Genomic DNA, 20172 nt, shown 5'->3' with positions numbered 1-20172 from the left:
ACTCGGCGACCCCGACACAGCCCGGTGCCAACCCGGGCTGGACGTGGACGAATGTCCGAGTAACCTGCGGGTAGCTGTGTTCCACATCACATCAAGAGGAGTTCCTCGTGAGCATCACCGAGAACGCCGATCGCGCTGAAAACGCCGAGAACGCGGAGAACGCCAGCCCGGGTGGGACGGACTTCGACGTCGTCATCCGCGGGGGCACGGTCTTCGACGGCACCGGCGCCCCCGGTGTCCGCGCGGACGTCGGGATCCGGGCCGGCGTCGTGGCCGCGATTAGCCCTGCGCCACTGCCCGTCTCGCCCGGCACACAGGTCGTGGAAGCCGAGGGGCGGTGGGTGACACCCGGGTTCGTGGACACCCACACCCACTACGACGTCGAACTTCTCGTCTCCCCGGGCCTGGGGGAGTCCGTCCGCCACGGGGTGACCACCGTCCTGGTGGGCAACTGTTCCATCTCGGGCGTGTACTCGGGCACCGTCGACGTCGCCGACCTGTTCAGCCGCGTCGAGGCCCTGCCCCGCGACTCGGTGCTCGAGGCGCTCGAGCAGAAGAAGACCTGGTCGGGGCCGGCGGACTGGCGGCGCACAGTCGAGGACCTGCCACTGGGGCCCAACGTCGCGTCGTTCCTCGGCCACTCCGACGTCCGCGCCTCGGTGATGGGGTTGGGCCGGGCGACCGACCCCACGCAGTCCCCCAGCCGCGACGAGTTGCGCAAGATCGACCGTCGCATCAACGCCGCTCTCGACGAGGGCTTCCTGGGCGTGTCCACCATGACCAATCCGTGGGACAAGATGGACGGTGACCGCTACCGCTCACGGACGCTGCCCTCCACGCATGCCTCGTGGGGCGAGTTCCGGCGGATCAGCCGTCTTCTTCGTCGTCGTGACCGGGTCCTGCAGGGCGTACCCAACCTCAACACCAAGGTCGACGTGGCCTTCTACGCCGCCACGAGCACCGGGCTGTTCCGCAAGCCCCTGCGTGTCTCCCTGCTGGCCGCCGCCGACACGCTGGCCGAGCCGTGGGTCAACCGCATCTTCCGGCCCATCGCCTTTGCTGCCAACACGCTGGGCAAGGGCAAGTTCGTGTGGCAGCACCTGCCCACGACGTTCAAGGTGTGGGCCGACGGGATCGACCTGGTGGTGTTCGAGGAGTTCGGCTCCGGCCGCGAGGCACTGCACCTCGTCGACGAGATGGCCCGCACCGACCTGCTCGAGCAGGAGAGCTACCGGCGCTGGTTCCGCCGCGACTTCGAGAAGCGCTTCAGCCCACGCGTGTGGCACCGGGACTTCGACGACGCGCTCATCGTGGCCTGCCCCGACGAGTCACTGGTCGGCCAGACCGTCGGCGACGTCGCGCGCGCCCGGAAGCTCCACCCGGCGGACGCCTACCTCGACCTGGTGGTGGAGTACGGCACCGACTTCCGCTGGACCACCACCATCGCCAACGCGCGGGAGAAGGTCGCCAACCGGCTGGCACGGACTCCCGGTGTGACGATCGGTTTCTCCGATGCCGGCGCGCACCTGCGGAACATGGCGTTCTACAACTTCGGGATCCGCCTGCTCGAGCGCGTGCACCAGGCACAACTCAAGGGCGCGCCGTTCCTCACCACCGAGGAGGCCGTGTACAAGCTCACCGGCGAGCTGGCGGACTTCTACCGCCTCGACGCCGGGCGCCTGCAGGTCGGCGCCCGGGCCGATGTGGTGGTGGTCGACCCGTCCGGGCTCGACGGCGAGTCCCTCGAGTACCACGAGGAGGCCATGGACGAGTTCGGCGGGATCCGCCGGATGGTCAACCGCAACGACCGGGCGGTCGCGGCGACGATCATCGGCGGCCACGTGGTGTGGTCCGACGGTCAGTTCGCCGAGGGCTACGGCCGGAGGTTCGCGGCGGGCCGGTTCCTCCCCTCGGGCGAGGCCGTGGGGCCGCGCCCGGTGGCGGCGCCACGGCCGGCCGGTCACTCCGTGGGCATCCCGGCGTCCTCCCAGGCGGAGTAGCTGCCCTCGAGCTCGGTGACGTCGTAGCCGACGCTGCGCAGTGAGCTGGCGACGACCGAGCTGCGGGTGCCGGACTGGCAGTAGGTGACGATCTTCCCCGAGTCGGGGAGCTCGTCCCGCTCCCACATCACCTGGCCGCCGTGCAGCTGGGTGGCGTCGGGGACGTGGCCGTCGGAGTACTCGGAGGTGGCGCGGACGTCGAGCACCATGGCGTGCTCGTGGGACTCCAGGTCCTTCGGGTCGACGGTCTCCGGGTGGAACGTGGGCAGTCCGTCGGTGGAGGTGACGTACCCGCGCGTGGTGTCGACCCCCACCCGGATGACGTGGCGCCGCAGCTCGTCGGCCTCCTCGGCGTCCTCGGCGAGGAACACCAGGCCGCGGGTGTCCTTCTCGGGGTCGATCGCCCAGCCGGCGTAGGTGCCCGCCTGGCCGGCGGGGAGGTTGATGGCGCGTTCGACGGTGCCGTCGTGGACGTCGTCGGCGGGGCGGGGGTCGACGACGACGAGGTCACCGGAGTCGATGCCGGAGGCCACCTCCTCGGCGGGCAGCTCCCGCAGCTCTGGTAGGGGATTGCCGAGCACGGAGGGGCCGTCCCGGTTCTCGCGCTTCATCCGCCCGAAGTACGCCGGCGCGTCGGGCTGGCCGTCGAGGAGTTCGGAGATGAAGCCCTCCTCGTCGTCGTTCTCCACGTACTCGGGCCACCACGCGAACTTCCGCTCGTAACCCACCGAGCTGGACGGCAAGGCCCCCAGGGACTTGCCGCAGGCCGAGCCCGCGCCGTGGGCCGGGAACACCTGGACGTGGTCGGGCAGGGTGAGGAAGCGCTCGCGCAGGCTGGCGAACAGCTGCTTGGCGCTGTCGACGCGGGTGTCCTCGTCGTTCGACGCGTTGCCGCCGGTGGTCTCGTCGAGCAGGTCCGGTCGGCCGAGGTCACCACAGAACACGAAGTCGCCGGTGAGCGCGTAGCCGGGCTCGTCGGCGAACGCGCCGTCGGTGACGAGGAACATGAGGTGCTCGGGCGTGTGGCCGGGGGTGTGCACGGCCTTGAGCTGGACGTTGCCGAGCTCGATGGTGTCGCCGTCGCGGAGCCGCTCTCCCTCGAAGCCGTAGCGCCAGTCGTCACCGCCCTCGTCGGAGAGGTAGACGGTGGCGCCGGTCGCGGCGGCCAGCTCGCGGGTGCCGGACAGGTAGTCGGCGTGGATGTGGGTCTCGGTGACCTTGACGATGCCCATGCCGTGCTGGTCGGCCATGTCGAAATAGGCCCGCAGGTCGCGGCTGGGGTCCACGACGATCGCCTCGCTGCTGCTCTGGCAGCCGATGAAGTAGCTGGCGTGGGCCAGGTCGTAGTCATAGATGCGTTCGAAAAGCATCGTGCTGTGTCCTTTTTCCTTGGGGGAACAGGTACATCAGCCACCGTAAAACCCTGCGGGGTATCTGGCTACCGACCGGTTCGTGCGCCGTCGCGGTCGGGCAGCGCACACTGGGGGCGAACCGCAACGCCGATGGAAGGATCCCCGCCGTGACCGATTCCCACCTGGACGACGACACCCGCGCCGTCCTGCTCGCACCCAACCCGGCCGTCATGGCGACGCTGCGCAAGGACGGCTCCCCGGTCACCGTGCCGACCTGGTACCGGCTGGTCGAGGGCGACCGGATCCACCTCAACCTCGACGCCGGCCGCGTGCGACTGCAGCACCTCCGGCGCGACCCGCGGGTGGCACTGTCCGTCATCGCGTCCGAGGACTGGTACACCCACGCGAGCATCCAGGGGCGGGTCGTGGAGATCGCCGACGACCCGGACCTGTCCGGCATCGACGCCCTGAGCACGCACTACACCGGCGAGCCGTACCCGGTGCGCGACCGCGCCCGCGTGGACGCGTGGGTGGAGATCGACCACGTCCACGTGTGGGGTCAGCTCCGCGAGTCCTGAGCGCAGGTGGGGAGCGCGGGGGAGGGCCCGCTGAACGCGTCCGGCGATCCCGCGTGCGTCCTACGCTGAGGCGACCCCTCGCCCGTCTACGCCCCGGAGACCTCCATGTCGGACCGCTATCCCCTCGCCGAGCTCAACGACCTGCCCGATGACCTGCGCGAGCGGATCCTCGCCGAGCAGGAGAAGGCCGGGTTCGTGCCCGAGGTGTTCCTGATGTTCGGGCGCCGCCCCGCCGAGTCGCGGGCGTTCTTCGCCTATCACGACGCGTTGATGGAGCGCGAGGGCAACCTGTCCAAGGCGGACAAGGAGATGATCGTGGTGACCATCTCCGGGCAGAACAGCTGCCTGTTCTGCGTGGTGGCGCACGGGGCGATCCTGCGGATCGTCAAGAAGGCGCCGATGCTCGCCGACCAGCTGGCGGTGAACTACCGCAAGGCCGACCTCACGCCGCGCGAGCGGGCGATCTGCGATTTTGCGACCAAGGTCAACCTGCACTCCGACGAACTGGGCGACGCCGACTTCGCCGCCCTGCACGAGCACGGCCTCGACGACGAGGACGCGTGGGACATCGCCGCGATCACCGGGCTGTTCGGGCTGAGCAACCGGCTGGCCAACGCCACCGACATGCGCCCGAACCCGGAGTTCTACCTCATGGGCCGGGTGCCGCGGCAGAAGTAGTCAGTTCTGCTCGGTGTCAGTTCTGCTCGGTGACGACCCCGCAGGCCGCGCGGCTACCGCCGTCGCCGGCGTTGCGCGTCTCCTCGTCGGCCCCCTCGGGCGCGTAGCGCTCGGGGATGTTGGCGAGGTTGTCCGAGTTCTCGTGGACCATCACGGCCGAGCCGTCCTCGTCCAGGAGAAGGTCGCGGTCCAGGCGGTCGGTGAGCGTGACGATCCGGGCCGTGCCGTCCTCGGTCACGTAGAGGGTCGGCAGGTCCCCGGCGTGCTCGGGGTGGCTCGCTTCGCCGCCGGGACCGGCCAGGTGCCCGCCGGCGGAGAGGAACGCGCCCCGCTCGCCCGGCTGGGTGGGGTTCTCACTGTCGGGCTCGCACAGGCCCGCGCCGTGGATGTGCAGGCCGTGGAATCCGGGCTCCAGGTCGGTCGCGTTGACGGTGACGAGAGTGCCGCCATCGGACTCTACGAACTCGGCGGTACCCCGCGGTTCACCCTCGGGGTTCACCAGTTCGGCGGTCGCGAACGCCTGGCCGCCGGCGTTCTGGCCGGACGTCTTTGTGGTGGTCTCGGAGGTGCTGGTCTCGGACGCTGCGGTCTCTGACGTGTCGGCCGCACCGTCCTGGGGCGTGACGTCACCCCCTGCGGCCGGAGAGTCCTCTCCGGTGCCGCATGAGGCCAGCAGAAGCGCGGCTGCAGACAGGGCCACGAAGGTCGAACTCCTCCGGGCGCGGCGGGCGGTGGACACGGTGCGTGCGGTCATCACAAACCTCCTCGGACGGCGTCGTGTAAGTGACGGTACCGAGGCGGACCCGACACGCAACCGCGCATGTGACAGGCATTTTCGCTGGCAGATCACACACCGGCGACCACTACCACAAAGTAAGAAGTCACTTTCACTCCTTACTCAGGTGCCGTTCACCTCGCAGCCGAGCTAACGGACCGGCGTCCTGATGTCGTGCACGAGCGGACCGGCCAGCGCCTCCGAGACTCGTTGCGCTGGTCACTATCTCGGGGGAGCAGGGACCGCGAGCATGGCAAATGCGCGCCTCCTATGAAGTTCATCACGCAAACATATCTGAACGCTTGCACAACCTGAGAAGCGCGTGCATACTCTTCTCAGCCCCATCACAGACTGTTCCGACAGCCGAGGGGGCGTCCCTCCCCCTCGAGCCACCGGCTCAATCCCTCGCAAGAAAGGGTTCATCATGAACCAGGTCTATGCCCTCATGGCCACCTTCCAGGCGTTCCTCGACGATCGCTTCGAGAACCGCAAGGACCGCGGCGCGACCGCCGTGGAGTACGGCCTGATGGTCGGGCTGATTGCGGTCGCAATTATCGCCGCGGTCATCCTCTTGGGCGACAGCCTCACGGATCTCTTCACCGATGTTTCGACCACCATTCCCGAGGTTCCCGCCGCTGGCGCCTAGGGCTAATCAAACCGGGGCCAGCGCAGCGTCACACCTTTCGCTGCGCTGGCCCCGAATCTCCTCCCCCACGTCCCTCCCACCCTCTCCCTCAGGCGCCGCAATGCTCACGCCCTCACGTGACCGCGGATCAGCCGCTGTCGAATTCGCGCTTGTACTGCCCATACTTCTGCTCTTGGTTATCGGAATTCTGGAGTTCGGGCGCGCCTACCACGTGCAAACGACACTCTCCAACGCTGCCCGCGATGGCGTTCGGGTGATGGCGCTGCAAGATAGCGCCACGGCTGCACGTGCGACGGTTGCGGATTCCGCCCCCTCCCTCACCCTCACCGACGCGATGATCGACGTCACACCCTCTAGCTGCTCTTCCGCTACCACCACCCCTGGACAGGTATCGGTCACCATCTCGTACCCGTTCGCGCTGGTTTCAGGGTTCCTCCCTATAGATGACCTCACCCTCACTGGCAGGGGGACCATGCGATGTTTCGGATGAGAGATGATCGTGGCGCTGTCGCCGTCATAGTCGCCGTACTCATGGTGCCGCTCATCGGGTTCGCAGCGATCTCGATCGACATTGCCGCTGTCCATGCTGAGAAGCAGCAAATCCAGGCAGGCGCCGACGCCGCAGCCCTGGCGATCGCCCAGGACTGTGCTCGCGACGCCTGCGGGTCGCCGCGTGCGACCGCGCAAAGCTTCGCAGAACTCAACAGCAACTCGGGCGAGGTGGTGGCTAGCCTCCCGTCCGTTCCGACCGCGGCTACAGGCCGAGTTACCGTGGCCAGCTATGCAGTCCGCTCCCACTGGTTTGCACCCGTCCTCGGAGTGGACTCGACCGAGGTTGCAGCCTCCGCGAGCGCAGCCTGGGGCTCTCCCATCGGTGGAACAGCCGTCCTTCCACTGATCTTCTCCCTATGCGACTTCAAGGCCCAGACCGGCGGCGGTCTCCCATCGGGCACCCTCGAGCGCATCATCTTGTCCACCAAGACCGCGAACACCGGGTGCACTGAGAACGGGAACTACGTGCCCGGCGGATTCGGCTGGCTGGAAACAGACACTGGCAATAGTTGTCACGCAACCACCCGAATCGGTACGAACGCGTACAGCGAACCAGGCAACACCCCGAAGCGGTGCGACCTTTCCACGATCCGAGGAAAGACCGTCCTCCTACCCGTGTTCGACGGCGAGTTCGGCGGGAACGGCCGAGGCGCCTGGTACCGGGTCTACGGCTACGCCGCCTTCACCGTGACCGGATACAACTTCTCCGGACAGAGTTGGAACCCGCCCTGCCGCGGGAACGACCGCTGTATCGGCGGGTACTTCACCGAGATGCACACCACAGACCCCGACTTCGACTACGGCCCGGGCGCACCGAACCTCGGCGCTTCCGCCGTCCACCTACTACCTGACTAGTGAGAGACCCATGAACAGACGTCTCGTCTCGGCTATTGCAGCCGGTGCGCTCGCCGTCCTCGGCGCAGTCCTGCTCGTCAGCTACGTCAACAACGCGGACAGTCGCGCGATGGCGAACATGGACCCGATCGAGGTGCTGGTCGTGTCCGCACCCATAGCCCAGGGGACACCTGCTGAAGAAGTCGCCGCGTCAGTGACGATCCAGCGCCTGCCCAAGGCTGCGGTCGGACCCGATGCCGTCCGCTCACTCGCAGAGGTGGCCGGCCGCGTTGCCGCGACCGACCTCCAGGCCGGCGAGCAGGTCCTTGGCGCCCGATTCGTGACCCGCCAGTCATTGGAGCGGTTCGGAGGCATTCCGGTTCCGGAGGGCTACCACCAGGTGACCATCCCCCTCGAGGCACCGCGAGTCGTCGGCGGTACCGTCACTCCCGGGGACACGGTCGGCGTGTTCGTCACCCTCGGCGACGGATCCACCCACCTGGTCCTGCGGAAGATCCTCGTGACCCGCGTCCAGGGCGGGCTCGGTGCGACCCAGCCGAACGAGGGGATCGAGAACCCCGACGCGGCACCCGTCCCAGAGGGTGGCGCCATGATCACGATGGCGCTCACAACTGACCAGGCCCAAACGGTCGCGTTCTCAGTCGAGCACGGGAGCATCTGGCTGTCACTCGAGGATTCCACCGTTCCGCAGGACGGCACCGGCCGGGTCGATGCAAGGGATTTCTACTGATGAGCCGCATACTGATCGCCACCGATTCCGCCGACCTCCGCGGGAGGGTCGCCACCGCGGCCGGCGAGCCGATCTCGATGATCGCGGGGCGCCCGCTCCCCGGCGGGCCGTCGCAGTTGTTCCAGGAACTCGGACCGGGCGTCGCCATCCCCCAGGTCGTGGTGATCGACGTCGCCGCCGGCCGCAACGAGGCTCTGCAGCTCTCGTCGCGGCTCGCCGCCGAGTGCCCCGGCATGGCCGTGGTGCTGGCGAGCGAACATCCCGACGCTTTCGCCCTCGCCGCCCTCCGTGCCGGCGCGTGCGACGTGGTGCACCCCGAAGCCGAGGTCGGCGAGCTGGCCGCGGTACTCGGCCGGGCCGCTCAGGTCGCCGCCTCGACCGCACCTCAGGGTCCGGGCGACCCCGCAATGAACGGCAGCGCAAGCACGCGTGGCCGCGTCATCAGCGTCGTCTCGCCCAAGGGTGGAGTCGGCAAGACGACCGTCGCCACCAATCTCGCGGTCGGCCTGGCCCGGACGGCCCCGCTCTCGACCGTGATCGTCGACCTCGACGTGCAGTTCGGCGACGTGGCCAGCGCCCTCAACTTGGACCCCGAGCACACCCTCCTCGACGTGGTCCGCGGCCCGGCCGTCCAGGACTCCATGGTGCTCAAGACGTTCCTCACCCAGCACCAGACGGGCCTCTACGCCGTGTGCGGACCGACCTCACCCGCCGACGCCGACGACATCACCGCCGCCGACGTGGCCCAGCTCCTGCAGACCCTCGCCTCGGAATTTCGTTACGTCGTGGTGGACACCGCTCCCGGACTCGACGACCACGCCCTCGCCGCAATCGACCAGGCCGACGAACTGGTCACGCTGACCAGCCTTGACGTGCCCGGGGTCCGCGGTTTGCGCAAGGAACTGAACATCCTTCGCGACCTGGGACTGAATCTCGAGAAGCGGCACGTCGTGGTGAACTTCGCCGACCCCCGCAGCGGGCTGACCAAGGCCGACGTCGAGGCCACCATCGGCACCGGCGTCGACCTGGTCCTCCCCCGCAGCAAGGCGGTCCCCGTGTCGGTCAACCAGGGAGTGCCCCTCCTGCAGAGCGACGGCCGCGATGCGATGGCCAAGCAATTGCGCAAGCTGGTCGACCGGTTCACCCCGGCCCCCATGCGCCCCACCGCGACGGCCGTACTGACCGCCGAAGGTGGCCGGCATCGACTCCGCCGGAAGCGGGTGAAGGCGTGAGCCTGTCCGAACGTCTCCGCGCGGCCCGCGTCGCTCCGAGCGGAACTGACACGCCCGCGTCCGACGCCGCATCGTCTGCCCCCGCCGCGCCGCCCTCGACGCCGACCGTGGTCGCCCCGACGGGGACGACGACGAAGCCGGCCACGGCCACCAGCATCCCGTCCACGAAGACCTCCGGGAACGCACCCGCCGACGATCCCACTGTCGATCCGCTGGTCGCCCTCAAGGAGCGCGCGGCCAGCGCGCTATTCGAGCGCATCGGTGCTCGCCTGAACAACCCCTCGCTCACCGAGGAACAACTCCACGCCATGGTGCGGAGCGAGCTCAATAAGGTTGTCGAGGACGAGACCGTCCCCCTCACCAGCGACCAGCGGGTGCGACTTATCACCGACGTGCAGGCCGACGTGCTGGGTCACGGCCCGCTCGAGAAGATGCTCGACGACCCGGAGATCACCGAAATCATGGTCAACGGACCCGACATGATCTTCGTCGAACGCGCAGGCCAGCTCACTCGACATCCCTCCAGGTTCGCCTCGGAGGAACACCTCCGTCAGGTCATCGAGCGGATCGTCTCCCGCATCGGCCGCCGCGTCGACGAATCCTCCCCGCTGGTCGACGCCCGACTCGCCGACGGTTCGCGAGTCAACGCCGTCATCCCGCCGCTCGCTGTCAACGGCTCCTCGCTGACCATCCGGAAGTTCTCCAAGGACCCGTTCAAGGTGCACGACCTCATCCGGTTCGGCACTCTCACCCCGGAGATGTCCGAACTGCTCCAGGCGTGCGTGGAGGCACGGCTCAACATCATCGTCTCCGGAGGCACCGGCTCCGGCAAGACCACCCTGCTCAACGTGCTGTCCTCGTACATCCCGGAGGGCGAGCGGATCGTCACCATCGAAGACGCCGTTGAGCTGCAGCTCCAGCAGGACCACGTGGTCCGTCTCGAGTCGCGCCCGGCCAACATCGAAGGCCGCGGCGAGATCACGATCCGCGAGTTGGTGCGCAACTCCCTGCGTATGCGGCCCGACCGCATCGTCGTCGGCGAGGTCCGCGGCGGAGAGACCCTCGACATGCTCCAGGCCATGAACACCGGCCACGACGGGTCACTTTCCACCGTCCACTCCAATTCGCCACGTGACGCCATCGCCCGACTGGAGACCCTCGTCCTCATGGCCGGCATGGACCTGCCCCTGCGGGCCATCCGCGAGCAGATCGCCTCCGCGGTCGACGTGATCATCCAGCTCACCCGGCTCCGCGACGGCACCCGTCGCGTCACCGCCGTCACCGAGGTCCAGGGCATGGAGGGCCAGACCGTCACCCTGCAGGATGCCTTTCTCTTCGACTACTCCGCCGGTCTCGGCCCGGACGGCAAGTTCCTCGGCAAGCCGCAGGCCACCGGCGTCCGGCCCCGCTTCACCGACCGGTTCAACGAACTCGGCATCACCCTGTCCCCACGCGTGTTCGGCGCGACCACCGAGAACCCCGGATCCATCCGATGAGTCAGACGCTGCTGTCCCCCGCGGGGTTCGCGATCGCCGCCCTCACGCTCGCGCTGCTCACGGGCGGCTACCTCATCCTCTCTCCCGCGCCGGGGCGGATTCCCCGGGAACGCCGACGGCCCGGCATGGCCGAAGGACCCGGACCGATCAGCCGCGCGGCCACCGCCGCCACCGAGGCAATCGATTCCCTCCTGCGCCGCCGCGGGACCACCGGAGCCGGCCAGCTCGAACGCGCCGGAGTCCGCATGGGGCTCCAGGACTACGTCTTCCTCGTCGTCGTCGCCTCGATCGTCGCGTTCGCCCTCGGCCTCATCCTCGTCGGTCCGCTGATGGGCACGTTCCTGGCCCTTCTCGCGCCCGCAGGTGGCTACGCCCTTCTACAGATTCTCGCTTCTCGCCGTCGCGCCAAGTTCGCCGACCAACTCGACGATTCCCTGCAGCTCATGTCCAGCAGCCTGCGCGCCGGACACTCCATGCTGCAGGCGCTGGCCTCCGTCGCACGCGAAGCCGAACAACCTACGTCCGAGGAGTTCGCGCGGATCATCAACGAGACCCGCGTCGGCCGCGACCTCGGCCCCGCCCTCGAGGAGACCGCCAACCGGATGGGCAGCCAGGACTTCGTGTGGGTCACCCAGGCCATCGCGATCAACCGCGAGGTCGGCGGCAACCTCGCCGAGGTTCTCGACGCCGTGGGCCACACCATCCGCGAACGCAACCAGATCCGCCGGCAGGTGGCAGCGCTCGCCGCCGAAGGGAAGCTGTCGGCGTACGTCCTCATGGCGCTGCCGTTCGGCATCGGCGGGTTCCTGTTTATCTCCAACCCGTCCTACATCGGCGTGCTCACCCAGAGCCCGCTCGGCTGGGGGATGATCGCGGCCGGCGTCGTGATGCTGACAATCGGCGGCATCTGGTTGAGCAAGGTCGTCCGCATCAAGTTCTGACAGGGTCGGCCCCTCCCTCAGGGTCACCCTTCCTCCCCTACCCTCTCGCCCCTCGAAAGGAGCCCCGCGTGAGTTCACTGCCTGCCGCGGTGGCCGTGTTCGTTCTGACCGCTTCGGTCTTCATGCTGGCCTTCGCGGTATTCGCCGGCCGCGACACCGTCCGCGCGCGCACCGTCGCCAACCTCCGCCGGGGGATCGACGAGGGGTACGCCGCCGCGCCCGTTGACCTCACCGGGGTCGACGACGACGACTCCCGCAGTCGCCTGTACGAGGTCGCCCGCCGACTCACGCCGACGGGCACCATCCGCAGGCTCGAGAGGCTGACCATCCGCGCCGGCCGACCCACGGGCTGGTCACTCCCGCGGCTGGTGGTGGCCAAGATCGTCCTGCCACTCGTCGTGATCCTGCTGGGCCTGCTGCTGCTGCGGGCCAAGCCGGAGCCGCTCCTGCTGCTCCTTGTTCTGGGCACGGCGGCGGTCTGCTACTTCCTGCCCGAGCTGCTCCTGAGCAGCCGCAGCCAGGAGCGCAATGACGAGATCCAGCTCGAGCTTGCCGACACCCTCGACCAGATGACTATCGCGGTCGAGGCCGGCCTCGGCTTCGACGCCGCCATGGCCCGAGCCGGTCGCAACGGCACCGGCCCGCTCGCCCAGGAGCTCATCCGCACCCTGCAGGAGATCCAGGTGGGCCAGCTTCGCCGTACCGCCTACGAGTCGCTTGCCCTGCGGACCGACGTCCCCGACCTGCGGCGCTTCGTCCGGGCGATCATCCAGGCCGACGCCTACGGCATCTCCGTTGCCGACGTCCTGCGCACCCAGGCGAGCGAAATGCGAGTCAAGCGTCGCCAGCGCGCAGAGGAAAAGGCTCAGCAGGTGCCCGTCAAGGTGATCTTCCCGCTCCTGACGTGCATCCTGCCCGTACTGTTTATCGTGCTGCTCGGTCCCACCGTGATCAACATGATGGAGGCGTTCTCCTGACATGCTCGTCGTGATCGCCGTGGCCTCGGCCGTCGTATCCGGGCTGGCCGCGGCGGCGCTCGGGCGGTGGATGCGCTCCCTCGCCGAGTCCGATTCCCGGTGGTTGCGCAGTGGCCTGCACGTGGTGCTGGCTGCGGCCGGAGGCTTCGGTGCCGCGTACTTGGCTCTGGGCTGGGCCGATCTGGTGACGTTCGCTGCACTGGCTGTGGGGTGCGCGCTACTGATCGCGGTCGACCTCGCGGTCTTCCGACTGCCCGACAAGATCGTCCTGCCGCTGTACCCCGTGGTGTTCGGCGGACTGGCCGTGACGGCCGCGATGTTCGATGTCTGGGGTTCGCTCGGTCGGGCCGCCGCCGCCGCGGCCGCGCTGCTCGCGTTCTACTTCGTGCTGGCGCTCATCAATCCGTCCGGTCTCGGCCTGGGCGACGTCAAACTCTCCGGCGCGCTCGGCGCGTTCCTCGGCTGGCTGGGCTGGCCCGCCGTGCTCGCCGGGACGTTGGCCGCGTTCGTCATCAACGCCGTCGTCGCACTCGTGCTGCTAGCTGCGGGTCGGGTGGGGGCCAAGAGCGGCATCGCGTTCGGCCCGGCCATGGTGATCGGCGCAGTCGCGGGCGCCGCCTACTGGGCCGTGCGCTCCACGGCGTTGGCTGGCTGAGCCGCTCGGCGCCGCTGCCTCTTGCCGACCGTGAGTCGCCGGACGAGGGCAACGACGACCACCACGACCGACGCGATCGCCGCCGTCCACACCAGGGCCGCCGATTCGTGGGCGCCCGAGGTGCGACCGTAGGCGACCCACGCCAGCCCCCAGGCCGTCGCCAGCGCCGGTGGGATGCGCCCGCCACTGATGAGCGCGGTCGCCACGCCGACAGCCGCGGCCACGACGATGCCGACGATCCCGAAAGGCACCTCGGTCACCACCTCGACGCCGGCGCTCGCGAGCCACGCGTAGGTGTTGGCGAAGAACGCCACCGACACCCAGCCCAGGTACAGGCCGAACGTGCCGTCGGTGACCACGGTCTCGACCACCCCGCCGATGCGCGGCGCGCCGAGAATGAACATGATGCGGATCAGCACCGCCAGCAGCAGCACGATCACGATGACCGAGCCGAGGATCAACCCCAGTTGCACTGACCAGATCCACGCGGCGTTGAGCAGCACCGAGGCCAGCGCCCACGGCCGCAGCGCCGCCTGTCGGGCGGAGCGCCGGGCCATCGGGGTCAGCTGCCAGATCGCGTACGCGGCGAGCCCGAGGTAGATCACGCTCCAGATGCTGAACGCCGACCCGGCGGGAGCCACCGGGGTCGCGTCGGCGGACAGCACCCCGCCGGCAGCCTCGGCGATCGGGGTGCCGCCGAGCGCTCCACTGCCGATGAACGCGGCCACGATCGCGGCGGCGGTCCCCAGCAGGGTGATGATGGGCAGCGCCCAGCCGGTGGGGGCGCCCAGCTCACCGGATCCGCCGGCGTCGGCGGGCCCTCCCGGCAGTCCGGCGGGCCCCGGGCCTGTCGCTCGGTCACGGCTAGCGGGGTTACCGCTCGCGGGAGTCATGTGAGAGCTCATAACTCCACCGAACCACGCGACACCCGACGGTGCAGCCGGTCGCCGACGCACCCCGGCCGCCCCCAGCCGCGAAATCGGCTACTCCGAATCGGGATCGGCGAGCCCAATTGGACTAGCGGATGCCGATTCGGAGTAGCGGATCTGCGAGGGGGTGGTCAGATGGTCGCGCGGAACCTCCGCAGCCGCAGGCTGTTGGCCACCACGAACACCGAAGAGAACGCCATCGCGGCGCCCGCGATCATCGGGTTGAGCAGCCCCGCCGCGGCCAGCGGGAGCGCCGCGACGTTGTAGGCGAACGCCCAGAACAGGTTGCCCCGGATGGTGCCGAGCGTGCTCCGCGAGAGCCGGATCGCGTCGGCCGCCGAGCGTAGATCGCCGCGGACCAGCGTGAGGTCGGAGGCCTCGATCGCCGCGTCCGTGCCGGTGCCGATCGCCAGACCCAGGTCGGCGGTGGCGAGGGCGGCCGCGTCGTTGACGCCGTCGCCCACCATCGCGACGACCCGGCCCTCGGACTGCAGGCGGCGGACCACCTCGACCTTCTCCGCGGGCATGACCTCGGCGATGACGGTCTCCGGGCCGGGATCGATCCCGACCTCGGCGGCCACCGAGGCGGCCACGGCGGCGTTGTCGCCCGTGAGCAGGACGGGCGTGAGCCCGAGCTCGCGGAAGCGACGAATGGCCTCAGCCGAGGTGTCCTTGATCTGATCGGCCACCACGAGAACCCCGCGGGCCTTCCCGCCCCAGCCCACTGCGACCGCCGTGCGGCCGGCCTGCGCGGCCTCGCCGAGGGCCACCTCCAGCTCCTGCGGCAGCGGCATGCCCCGCTCTGCCAGTAGCGCGGGCCGGCCCACGACGACCACCTCATCGTCGTCGACACCCTCCACGGCGTCCGCGCCGACCGCACCGCGGGCACCGGCGCCGCCACCTACCCGGCCCGATACGCCCAGGCCCTCGTGGTTCCGGAAGCCCTCGACCGCCGGAAGCGCGCCGACCGCCTCGCGCGCGCCGGCGGCGATCGCACGGGCGATGGGGTGCTCGGAGGCGTCCTCCACGGCCCCGGCGCGGCGCAGCACCTCGGCTCGATCCTCACCGGTCGCGACAGTCGTAGAGACCAATGCGTGCTGACCGGTGGTGACGGTGCCGGTCTTGTCCAGGACGATCGTGTCGACCTTGCGGGTGGACTCCAGGACCTCGGGGCCCTTGATGAGGATGCCCAACTGCGCGCCGCGGCCGGTGCCCACCATCAGGGCCATCGGCGTGGCCAGGCCGAGCGCACACGGGCAGGCGATGATGAGCACCGCCACGGCCGCGGTGAACGCCAGGGCGGCGCCGCCTCCGGTGAGCATCCAGAAGGCGAACGTCGCCACGGCCAGCACCAGCACGACGGGGACGAAGATCCCGGAGATGCGGTCGGCGAGGCGCTGCGCGGCGGCCTTGCCGGACTGGGCGTCCTCCACCATCTGCGCCATCTGGGCGAGCTGGGTGTCGGAACCGACGCGGGTGGCGCGCACGGTCAGGCGGCCGCTGGCATTGACGGTGCCGCCCACCACGGCGTCGCCGGGACCGACCTCGGCGGGCACGGACTCGCCGGTGACCATCGAGGTGTCGACCGCGGAGGCGCCGTCGACGATCTCGCCATCGGTGGCGATCTTCTCGCCGGGGCGGACGACGAACTCGTCGTCGACCTGCAGATCCTCCACCGGGATGCGGGTCTCCACACGCCCGCCATCAACACCCCCGCGAAGCACGGCGACGTCCTTGGCGCCCAGCTCGAGCAGCGACCGCAATGCGGCGCCTGCCGTGCGCTTGGACCGCGCCTCGAAGTAGCGGCCCAGCAGGATGAACGTGGTCACCCCGGCCGCGGCCTCGAGGTAGATGTCGCCGGCGCCGTCACTGGGCGAGAGGCTGAACTCGAACCCGTGGGTCATCCCGGGCATGCCCGCGTGGCCGAAGAACAGGGCGTACAGCGACCAGAGGAACGCCGCGGACGTGCCCAGGGACACGAGCGTGTCCATGGTGAACGCACCGTGGCGCAGGTTGATCGCGGCGGCGCGGTGGAACGGCCACGCGCCCCACACGATGACCGGGGCGGCCAGCGTCAGCGACAGCCACTGCCAGTTGGTGAACTGCAGCGCCGGGACCATGGCCATCGCGATCACGGGGATCGACAGGACGGCGGAGATGATCACGCGTTGGCGCAGCTCGTCGACCCGGTCGGGCGCGGCGGTGTCGTCGGTGGCGTTGCCTGCGTGGCCGGTCGACTGCCCGGCGTCGGCCGCGGCACCGGACGCGTCGCCCCCGCCGGGCGCGGACGTGCGTGGCTGAGTGCTCCGGGGACGCGGCAGCTGCGCGTGGTACCCGGCCTGCTCGACGGTATCGAGCAGCAGCTGCGGCTGCAGGCCCTCGGGGATCCGGACGCGGGCCTTCTCTGTGGCGTAGTTGACCTCGGCGGTGACGTCGTCGAGTTTGTTGAGTTTGCGCTCGATCCGGTTGGCGCACGAGGCGCAGGTCATTCCCTCGATCTGCAGCTCGACCAAGGTGGTCCCGGCGGAGAGCGCCGTGTCCCGGCTGTCGGTGGTGGTCATGGTGTGCTCACTCCTGCGCTGTGACTGTGTACCCGGCCTCGTCCACGGCGGCGCGGACCGCCGCGGGATCGACCGGGTCGGAGGAGACGACGACGAGGCGACCCGACTCCAGATCGACTTCGACCTCGGTGACTCCCGAGATTTCCGAGACCTCCTCCGTCACGGAGGCGACGCAGTGGCCGCAGGTCATGCCGGAGACGGTGTAGGTGGCAGTGGCGGACATGGTGTTCTCCTCGTTCGGGTGGTGGGTGTGCGGTGACTGTCGGGGCCCGCGATCGGACGGCGCGGTGATCAGGACCTGACCAGGCGGGCGATGGCGGCGTTGGCCTCGGCGAGCTTGGCCTCGGCTTCCTCCGGGCTGCCGCTGGCGATGGAGCCGGCGACGCAGTGCCCGAGGTGCTCGGAGAGCAGGCTCAGCGAGACGGACTGCAGGGCCCGGGTCATGGCGGAGACCTGCGTGAGGATGTCAATGCAGTACTTGTCCTCCTCGACCATCCGTTGCAGCCCGCGGGCCTGACCCTCGATGCGGCGCAGCCGCTTGAGGTGGTCCTCCTTGTGCGGGGTGTATCCATGCTCGGCCATGGCACATACGGTACCCCCCTAGGGTAAGTGCCGCAACGGTGGATCGCGTTCTCCGACGAGCGCTCCGACCCCCGGCACCGGTTTTCAATCCGGCCCCTGCTGTTTAAGGTCGGGACAGCGTCACTTCCGATGTCGATCAGTCGAGAAAGGAATGGACTCATGACGGACACGACCCAGACCCGCTCGCCCGGCCCGGCACCGCTCCCCCGTCCAGTACGTAGCCCTCGCCTTCGGCGTGGTGTTCCTGCTCGTGGGGATCGCCGGCTTCATCCCCGGGATTACCGCCGCGTACGACACCATGCAGTTCGCCGGCCACGAATCCGAGGCCATGCTGCTGGGCCTGTTCCAGGTGTCGATCCTCCACAACATCGTCCACCTGCTCTACGGCGTCGTCGGGATCCTGATGTCCCGGACCGCCCCACAGGCTCGTATCTACCTACTGGCCGGCGGCATCGTCTACCTGGCCCTGTGGGTCTATGGCCTGGTGATCGGCCACGATTCGGCGGCCAACTTCGTGCCGCTCAACACGGCCGACAACTGGCTGCACCTGATCCTGGGCCTCGCCATGGTCGCCCTGTCCTTCCTCCACCGCGACCGCTTGCGCGAACAGCGTCATCAGGCTGAGCCGCGGCAGCCCTGAGGCGACACGCTCCATTCGACCCCTGTCGACGATCTCGGTCGTCGCCAGGGGTCGTCTGGCACAGCAGGGCCGCAGCGCGGACGGTTGGCCGCGGTGGGTGCCCACCTCGCCTACCCTGTGTCGTCGGCGCGCTCACCGTGACGGGGTCTGAACCAGGACCACACCATCATCGCGGTGGCGACGAGCCACGCGAGGAGGGCGACCCACATCCACGCCGCACCGATCTGCTCCACGATCGGCAGTGAATCGGCCCGCCCCACATACATCCCGGCGACGGCGTACATGCCGAGCGGGAACACGACGCTCCACCAGGACGACTCGTACGCAGCGGAATGTGGTGCACCACGTGTCTCCACACCCCGGCCGAGATGAGAAGCGGGATCAGCCAAGTCGCCCAGGCCCACCACAGCACGGTAAGTCCAGAAATGAGTCCGGCCGTCGCGTCCACCATCGGGGCGGACGTCAGCTCGACGATTTTGGCGCCGCGGCGACCACCGTGATCGCCGCGGCGCCCATCGCCACCCAGTACGGCGGGTCAAGATCCCGTGGCCGCAGCGGATAGAGCATGAGACGCAGGGCCACGAACACCGCACAGGCGGCGTAGAGAACGATCCCCACCGACCATGCCACCACCGCTACGACGGCGAGTTCGCCTCTCCCGGTGGGCACCAGAGGTTCGAGACTGGCCGACGCGGTGGCGATGGACTGGACGGCGACCACCCAGATGAACCAGGTCCCATCGGCCTCGGACAGCACCGGTCGCTCGGTCCGGGACAGGACTGCGGTCCAGGGCACCGCATAGGGCGAGCAGCAGCCCGGTGACGAAGCCGAGAGCGAGCAGCCCCACCGCGAGAAGGCGGTAATCGTCGGCCAGTCGGACGGCGAGCACATTCGTCCCCGCCGCGAGCGTGAAGAACCCGAAGGCGCGGCCGGGGTCATGGATATCGGCCACGACCCGGTCGCGATACCAGAGAAGTCGGCCTGCCGTGAGCATGAGAAGAGCCACCCAGGCGGTGCCGGCCAGGACGAGGCCGATGCGCGACGCCCCCGCCAGTTCCTGCCGGGACAGTCCGACCGAGAGGATCCCCGTCGCCATCACGAAGGCGAAAGCTCCCGGCGGCAGCCCCATGACGGCCTCCCGTATGCGGCTCGTCACCATCGACCTCCTGAAGATCATCGCCGTGGGCGCCGGGGCGGTCCCCGCTACTGCCAGGCGAAGAAAGCGAGCGTCACCCACGGCGGAGCGGTATTCCACAACAACGGCGGGATCTTTATCCCCGCACCCTACGAGCCCGTCCACTCGGGGCTAACCGCTCCATCAGCGGCGAGTGATTCTCTCGGTGGTGACGTCCTCGCGGTCGGCGTAGCGTCGTGGACGCCTACGAGCCGGGGAGCGAGGCTGTAGCGCCGTGCTACCGCCGATCACCATCCCGGCCGTCCGATTCGACAAGCCATGCTCCTGCTACTCGGCAGTGAGACGACGAAGCGGAGGAACCCATGAGCATCAGCTCGATCATCACCACCCACCCCAATCCGACTGCGGATCTGCAGGTGGACCACCTCGCCGAGGCAATCGACGCCGCCGCCGCGTGCGCGGTCACGTGCGCCGCGTGCGCGGATGCGTGTCTCGCCGAGGACTCGGTCGCCGACCTGCGTGACTGCATCCGCACCGATCACGACTGCGCTGCCGTGTGCGCGACCACCGCCTCGGTGCTGAGCCGCCGGACCGGCAGCGACTTGGGCACCGCCAAGGAACTGCTCACCGCGTGCCGCGCCGCGTGCGCGAGCTGCGCAGACGAGTGTGAGAGCCACGCGAGCATGCACGAGCACTGCAGGATCTGCGCCGAAGCGTGCCGACGCTGCGAGAAGGCCTGCACCGACCTACTCGGAGCCATCGGCTGATCTCTCCACCTCCCCCGGAGGTCCACGTCGCACTCCGTCCCCGGTGGTCACGCGGCCGCCGGACGCGCCGACTCTCTTAAGAGGTTGCGTT

At 69.2% G+C, this 20172-nt stretch carries 22 protein-coding genes and 1 pseudogene; 14 read left to right on the top strand and 9 right to left on the bottom strand.

All coding sequences use genetic code 11. The annotated features are described in order from the left end of the window. Positions 1–113 precede the first annotated feature (113 nt). Entirely contained in the window at positions 114–2000 is a 1887-nt protein-coding gene (locus Q2K20_RS00200; protein ID WP_410494215.1) for an N-acyl-D-amino-acid deacylase family protein, read from the top strand. On the opposite strand, the gene Q2K20_RS00195 is transcribed toward Q2K20_RS00200, so the two are convergent. Beyond that, a complete protein-coding gene (locus tag Q2K20_RS00195; RefSeq protein ID WP_317176498.1) occupies positions 1961–3370 on the bottom strand; it encodes an MBL fold metallo-hydrolase in 1410 nt (469 codons plus the stop codon). The two genes, Q2K20_RS00200 and Q2K20_RS00195, sit on opposite strands and share 40 nt — an antisense overlap. A 149-nt stretch (positions 3371–3519) precedes the next feature. On the opposite strand from Q2K20_RS00195, the gene Q2K20_RS00190 reads away from it, so the two are divergent. Next, positions 3520–3930 (top strand): PPOX class F420-dependent oxidoreductase, encoded by a 411-nt coding sequence (locus tag Q2K20_RS00190; RefSeq protein WP_067718824.1) that lies wholly within the window; start codon positions 3520–3522, stop codon positions 3928–3930. A gap of 105 nt (positions 3931–4035) precedes the next feature. Continuing rightward, a complete protein-coding gene (locus Q2K20_RS00185) occupies positions 4036–4608 on the top strand; it encodes a peroxidase-related enzyme (RefSeq protein ID WP_096906562.1) in 573 nt (190 codons plus the stop codon). Between the two features lie 16 nt (positions 4609–4624). Here Q2K20_RS00185 and Q2K20_RS00180 read toward each other — a convergent pair whose 3' ends face one another. Next, positions 4625–5362 carry a superoxide dismutase family protein gene (locus tag Q2K20_RS00180; RefSeq protein WP_096906561.1) on the bottom strand — a complete coding sequence of 246 codons (738 nt, stop codon included), beginning with the start codon at positions 5360–5362 and terminating at the stop codon, positions 4625–4627. Positions 5363–5807: 445 nt separating this feature from the next. On the opposite strand from Q2K20_RS00180, the gene Q2K20_RS00175 reads away from it, so the two are divergent. From Q2K20_RS00175 to Q2K20_RS00135, 9 genes are all read left to right on the top strand, one after another. Beyond that, positions 5808–6029, top strand: coding sequence for a Flp family type IVb pilin (locus Q2K20_RS00175; RefSeq protein ID WP_096906560.1), 222 nt, complete (start codon positions 5808–5810; stop codon positions 6027–6029). Next, entirely contained in the window at positions 5986–6519 is a 534-nt protein-coding gene (locus Q2K20_RS00170; protein ID WP_317176497.1) for a TadE/TadG family type IV pilus assembly protein, read from the top strand. Before Q2K20_RS00175 ends, Q2K20_RS00170 begins: the two co-directional genes overlap by 44 nt. Continuing rightward, entirely contained in the window at positions 6516–7436 is a 921-nt protein-coding gene (locus Q2K20_RS00165) for a TadE/TadG family type IV pilus assembly protein (protein WP_254050572.1), read from the top strand. Before Q2K20_RS00170 ends, Q2K20_RS00165 begins: the two co-directional genes overlap by 4 nt. 10 nt (positions 7437–7446) lie before the next feature. Further along, on the top strand, positions 7447–8166 hold the full coding sequence (gene cpaB, locus Q2K20_RS00160) for a Flp pilus assembly protein CpaB (RefSeq protein WP_096906557.1): 720 nt from the start codon (positions 7447–7449) through the stop codon (positions 8164–8166). Then, a complete protein-coding gene (locus Q2K20_RS00155) occupies positions 8166–9398 on the top strand; it encodes a CpaE family protein (RefSeq protein ID WP_096906556.1) in 1233 nt (410 codons plus the stop codon). The genes cpaB and Q2K20_RS00155 overlap by 1 nt, the downstream gene beginning before the upstream one ends. Beyond that, positions 9395–10894, top strand: coding sequence for a CpaF family protein (locus Q2K20_RS00150; protein ID WP_096906555.1), 1500 nt, complete (start codon positions 9395–9397; stop codon positions 10892–10894). Before Q2K20_RS00155 ends, Q2K20_RS00150 begins: the two co-directional genes overlap by 4 nt. After that, positions 10891–11835: a type II secretion system F family protein gene (locus tag Q2K20_RS00145; protein WP_096906554.1), complete on the top strand. Its 945-nt coding sequence runs from the start codon at positions 10891–10893 to the stop codon at positions 11833–11835. Before Q2K20_RS00150 ends, Q2K20_RS00145 begins: the two co-directional genes overlap by 4 nt. 68 nt (positions 11836–11903) lie before the next feature. Then, a complete protein-coding gene (locus Q2K20_RS00140; RefSeq protein WP_254050571.1) occupies positions 11904–12812 on the top strand; it encodes a type II secretion system F family protein in 909 nt (302 codons plus the stop codon). 1 nt (position 12813) lies between these two features. Beyond that, a complete protein-coding gene (locus Q2K20_RS00135) occupies positions 12814–13467 on the top strand; it encodes a prepilin peptidase (RefSeq protein WP_096906553.1) in 654 nt (217 codons plus the stop codon). Here the strand turns inward: Q2K20_RS00135 and Q2K20_RS00130 are convergent. The 4 genes from Q2K20_RS00130 to Q2K20_RS00115 form a co-directional block, all read right to left on the bottom strand. Further along, on the bottom strand, positions 13431–14360 hold the full coding sequence (locus Q2K20_RS00130) for a TspO/MBR family protein (protein ID WP_254050570.1): 930 nt from the start codon (positions 14358–14360) through the stop codon (positions 13431–13433). The two genes, Q2K20_RS00135 and Q2K20_RS00130, sit on opposite strands and share 37 nt — an antisense overlap. 167 nt (positions 14361–14527) lie before the next feature. Continuing rightward, positions 14528–16957 carry a heavy metal translocating P-type ATPase gene (locus tag Q2K20_RS00125; protein ID WP_096906551.1) on the bottom strand — a complete coding sequence of 810 codons (2430 nt, stop codon included), beginning with the start codon at positions 16955–16957 and terminating at the stop codon, positions 14528–14530. 7 nt (positions 16958–16964) lie between these two features. After that, entirely contained in the window at positions 16965–17180 is a 216-nt protein-coding gene (locus tag Q2K20_RS00120; protein ID WP_007633030.1) for a heavy-metal-associated domain-containing protein, read from the bottom strand. 68 nt (positions 17181–17248) lie between these two features. Further along, positions 17249–17539 (bottom strand): metal-sensitive transcriptional regulator, encoded by a 291-nt coding sequence (locus Q2K20_RS00115; RefSeq protein ID WP_007633032.1) that lies wholly within the window; start codon positions 17537–17539, stop codon positions 17249–17251. Between the two features lie 235 nt (positions 17540–17774). On the opposite strand from Q2K20_RS00115, the gene Q2K20_RS00110 reads away from it, so the two are divergent. Next, entirely contained in the window at positions 17775–18179 is a 405-nt protein-coding gene (locus Q2K20_RS00110; RefSeq protein ID WP_069388650.1) for a DUF4383 domain-containing protein, read from the top strand. Positions 18180–18289: 110 nt separating this feature from the next. Here Q2K20_RS00110 and Q2K20_RS00105 read toward each other — a convergent pair whose 3' ends face one another. The 3 genes and pseudogenes from Q2K20_RS00105 to Q2K20_RS00095 all read right to left on the bottom strand — a co-directional run. Further along, positions 18290–18478 (bottom strand): hypothetical protein, encoded by a 189-nt coding sequence (locus tag Q2K20_RS00105; protein ID WP_007633035.1) that lies wholly within the window; start codon positions 18476–18478, stop codon positions 18290–18292. A gap of 163 nt (positions 18479–18641) precedes the next feature. Further along, on the bottom strand, positions 18642–18974 hold the full coding sequence (locus tag Q2K20_RS00100) for a hypothetical protein (RefSeq protein WP_253695454.1): 333 nt from the start codon (positions 18972–18974) through the stop codon (positions 18642–18644). 70 nt (positions 18975–19044) lie between these two features. Further along, a pseudogene (locus tag Q2K20_RS00095) lies at positions 19045–19275 on the bottom strand (tellurite resistance protein permease); the annotation flags it as partial. A 401-nt stretch (positions 19276–19676) separates the two neighbouring features. Between Q2K20_RS00095 and Q2K20_RS00090 the strand changes: the two are divergent. After that, positions 19677–20081, top strand: a complete 405-nt coding sequence (locus tag Q2K20_RS00090) for a four-helix bundle copper-binding protein (protein ID WP_096906550.1) — start codon at positions 19677–19679, stop codon at positions 20079–20081. The last annotated feature ends 91 nt before the right edge of the window (positions 20082–20172 follow it).

Source organism: Dietzia sp. IN118, from assembly GCF_032905965.1.
Taxonomy (GTDB): Bacteria; Actinomycetota; Actinomycetes; order Mycobacteriales; family Mycobacteriaceae; genus Dietzia; species Dietzia kunjamensis.
This window is presented reverse-complemented; position numbering and strand designations above follow the sequence as displayed.

Bases quoted from the DNA above. Each gene is read 5' to 3' on its own strand.
- Q2K20_RS00090 (WP_096906550.1), top strand. From the start codon at position 19,677: ATGAGCATCAGCTCGATCATCACCACCCACCCCAATCCGACTGCGGAT.
- Q2K20_RS00170 (WP_317176497.1), top strand. From the start codon at position 5,986: ATGTTTCGACCACCATTCCCGAGGTTCCCGCCGCTGGCGCCTAGGGCT.
- Q2K20_RS00125 (WP_096906551.1), bottom strand. From the start codon at position 16,957: ATGACCACCACCGACAGCCGGGACACGGCGCTCTCCGCCGGGACCACC.
- Q2K20_RS00165 (WP_254050572.1), top strand. From the start codon at position 6,516: ATGAGAGATGATCGTGGCGCTGTCGCCGTCATAGTCGCCGTACTCATG.
- Q2K20_RS00175 (WP_096906560.1), top strand. From the start codon at position 5,808: ATGAACCAGGTCTATGCCCTCATGGCCACCTTCCAGGCGTTCCTCGAC.
- Q2K20_RS00195 (WP_317176498.1), bottom strand. From the start codon at position 3,370: ATGCTTTTCGAACGCATCTATGACTACGACCTGGCCCACGCCAGCTAC.
- cpaB (WP_096906557.1), top strand. From the start codon at position 7,447: ATGAACAGACGTCTCGTCTCGGCTATTGCAGCCGGTGCGCTCGCCGTC.
- Q2K20_RS00155 (WP_096906556.1), top strand. From the start codon at position 8,166: ATGAGCCGCATACTGATCGCCACCGATTCCGCCGACCTCCGCGGGAGG.
- Q2K20_RS00130 (WP_254050570.1), bottom strand. From the start codon at position 14,360: ATGACTCCCGCGAGCGGTAACCCCGCTAGCCGTGACCGAGCGACAGGC.
- Q2K20_RS00145 (WP_096906554.1), top strand. From the start codon at position 10,891: ATGAGTCAGACGCTGCTGTCCCCCGCGGGGTTCGCGATCGCCGCCCTC.
- Q2K20_RS00185 (WP_096906562.1), top strand. From the start codon at position 4,036: ATGTCGGACCGCTATCCCCTCGCCGAGCTCAACGACCTGCCCGATGAC.
- Q2K20_RS00135 (WP_096906553.1), top strand. From the start codon at position 12,814: ATGCTCGTCGTGATCGCCGTGGCCTCGGCCGTCGTATCCGGGCTGGCC.
- Q2K20_RS00115 (WP_007633032.1), bottom strand. From the start codon at position 17,539: ATGGCCGAGCATGGATACACCCCGCACAAGGAGGACCACCTCAAGCGG.
- Q2K20_RS00180 (WP_096906561.1), bottom strand. From the start codon at position 5,362: ATGACCGCACGCACCGTGTCCACCGCCCGCCGCGCCCGGAGGAGTTCG.
- Q2K20_RS00120 (WP_007633030.1), bottom strand. From the start codon at position 17,180: ATGTCCGCCACTGCCACCTACACCGTCTCCGGCATGACCTGCGGCCAC.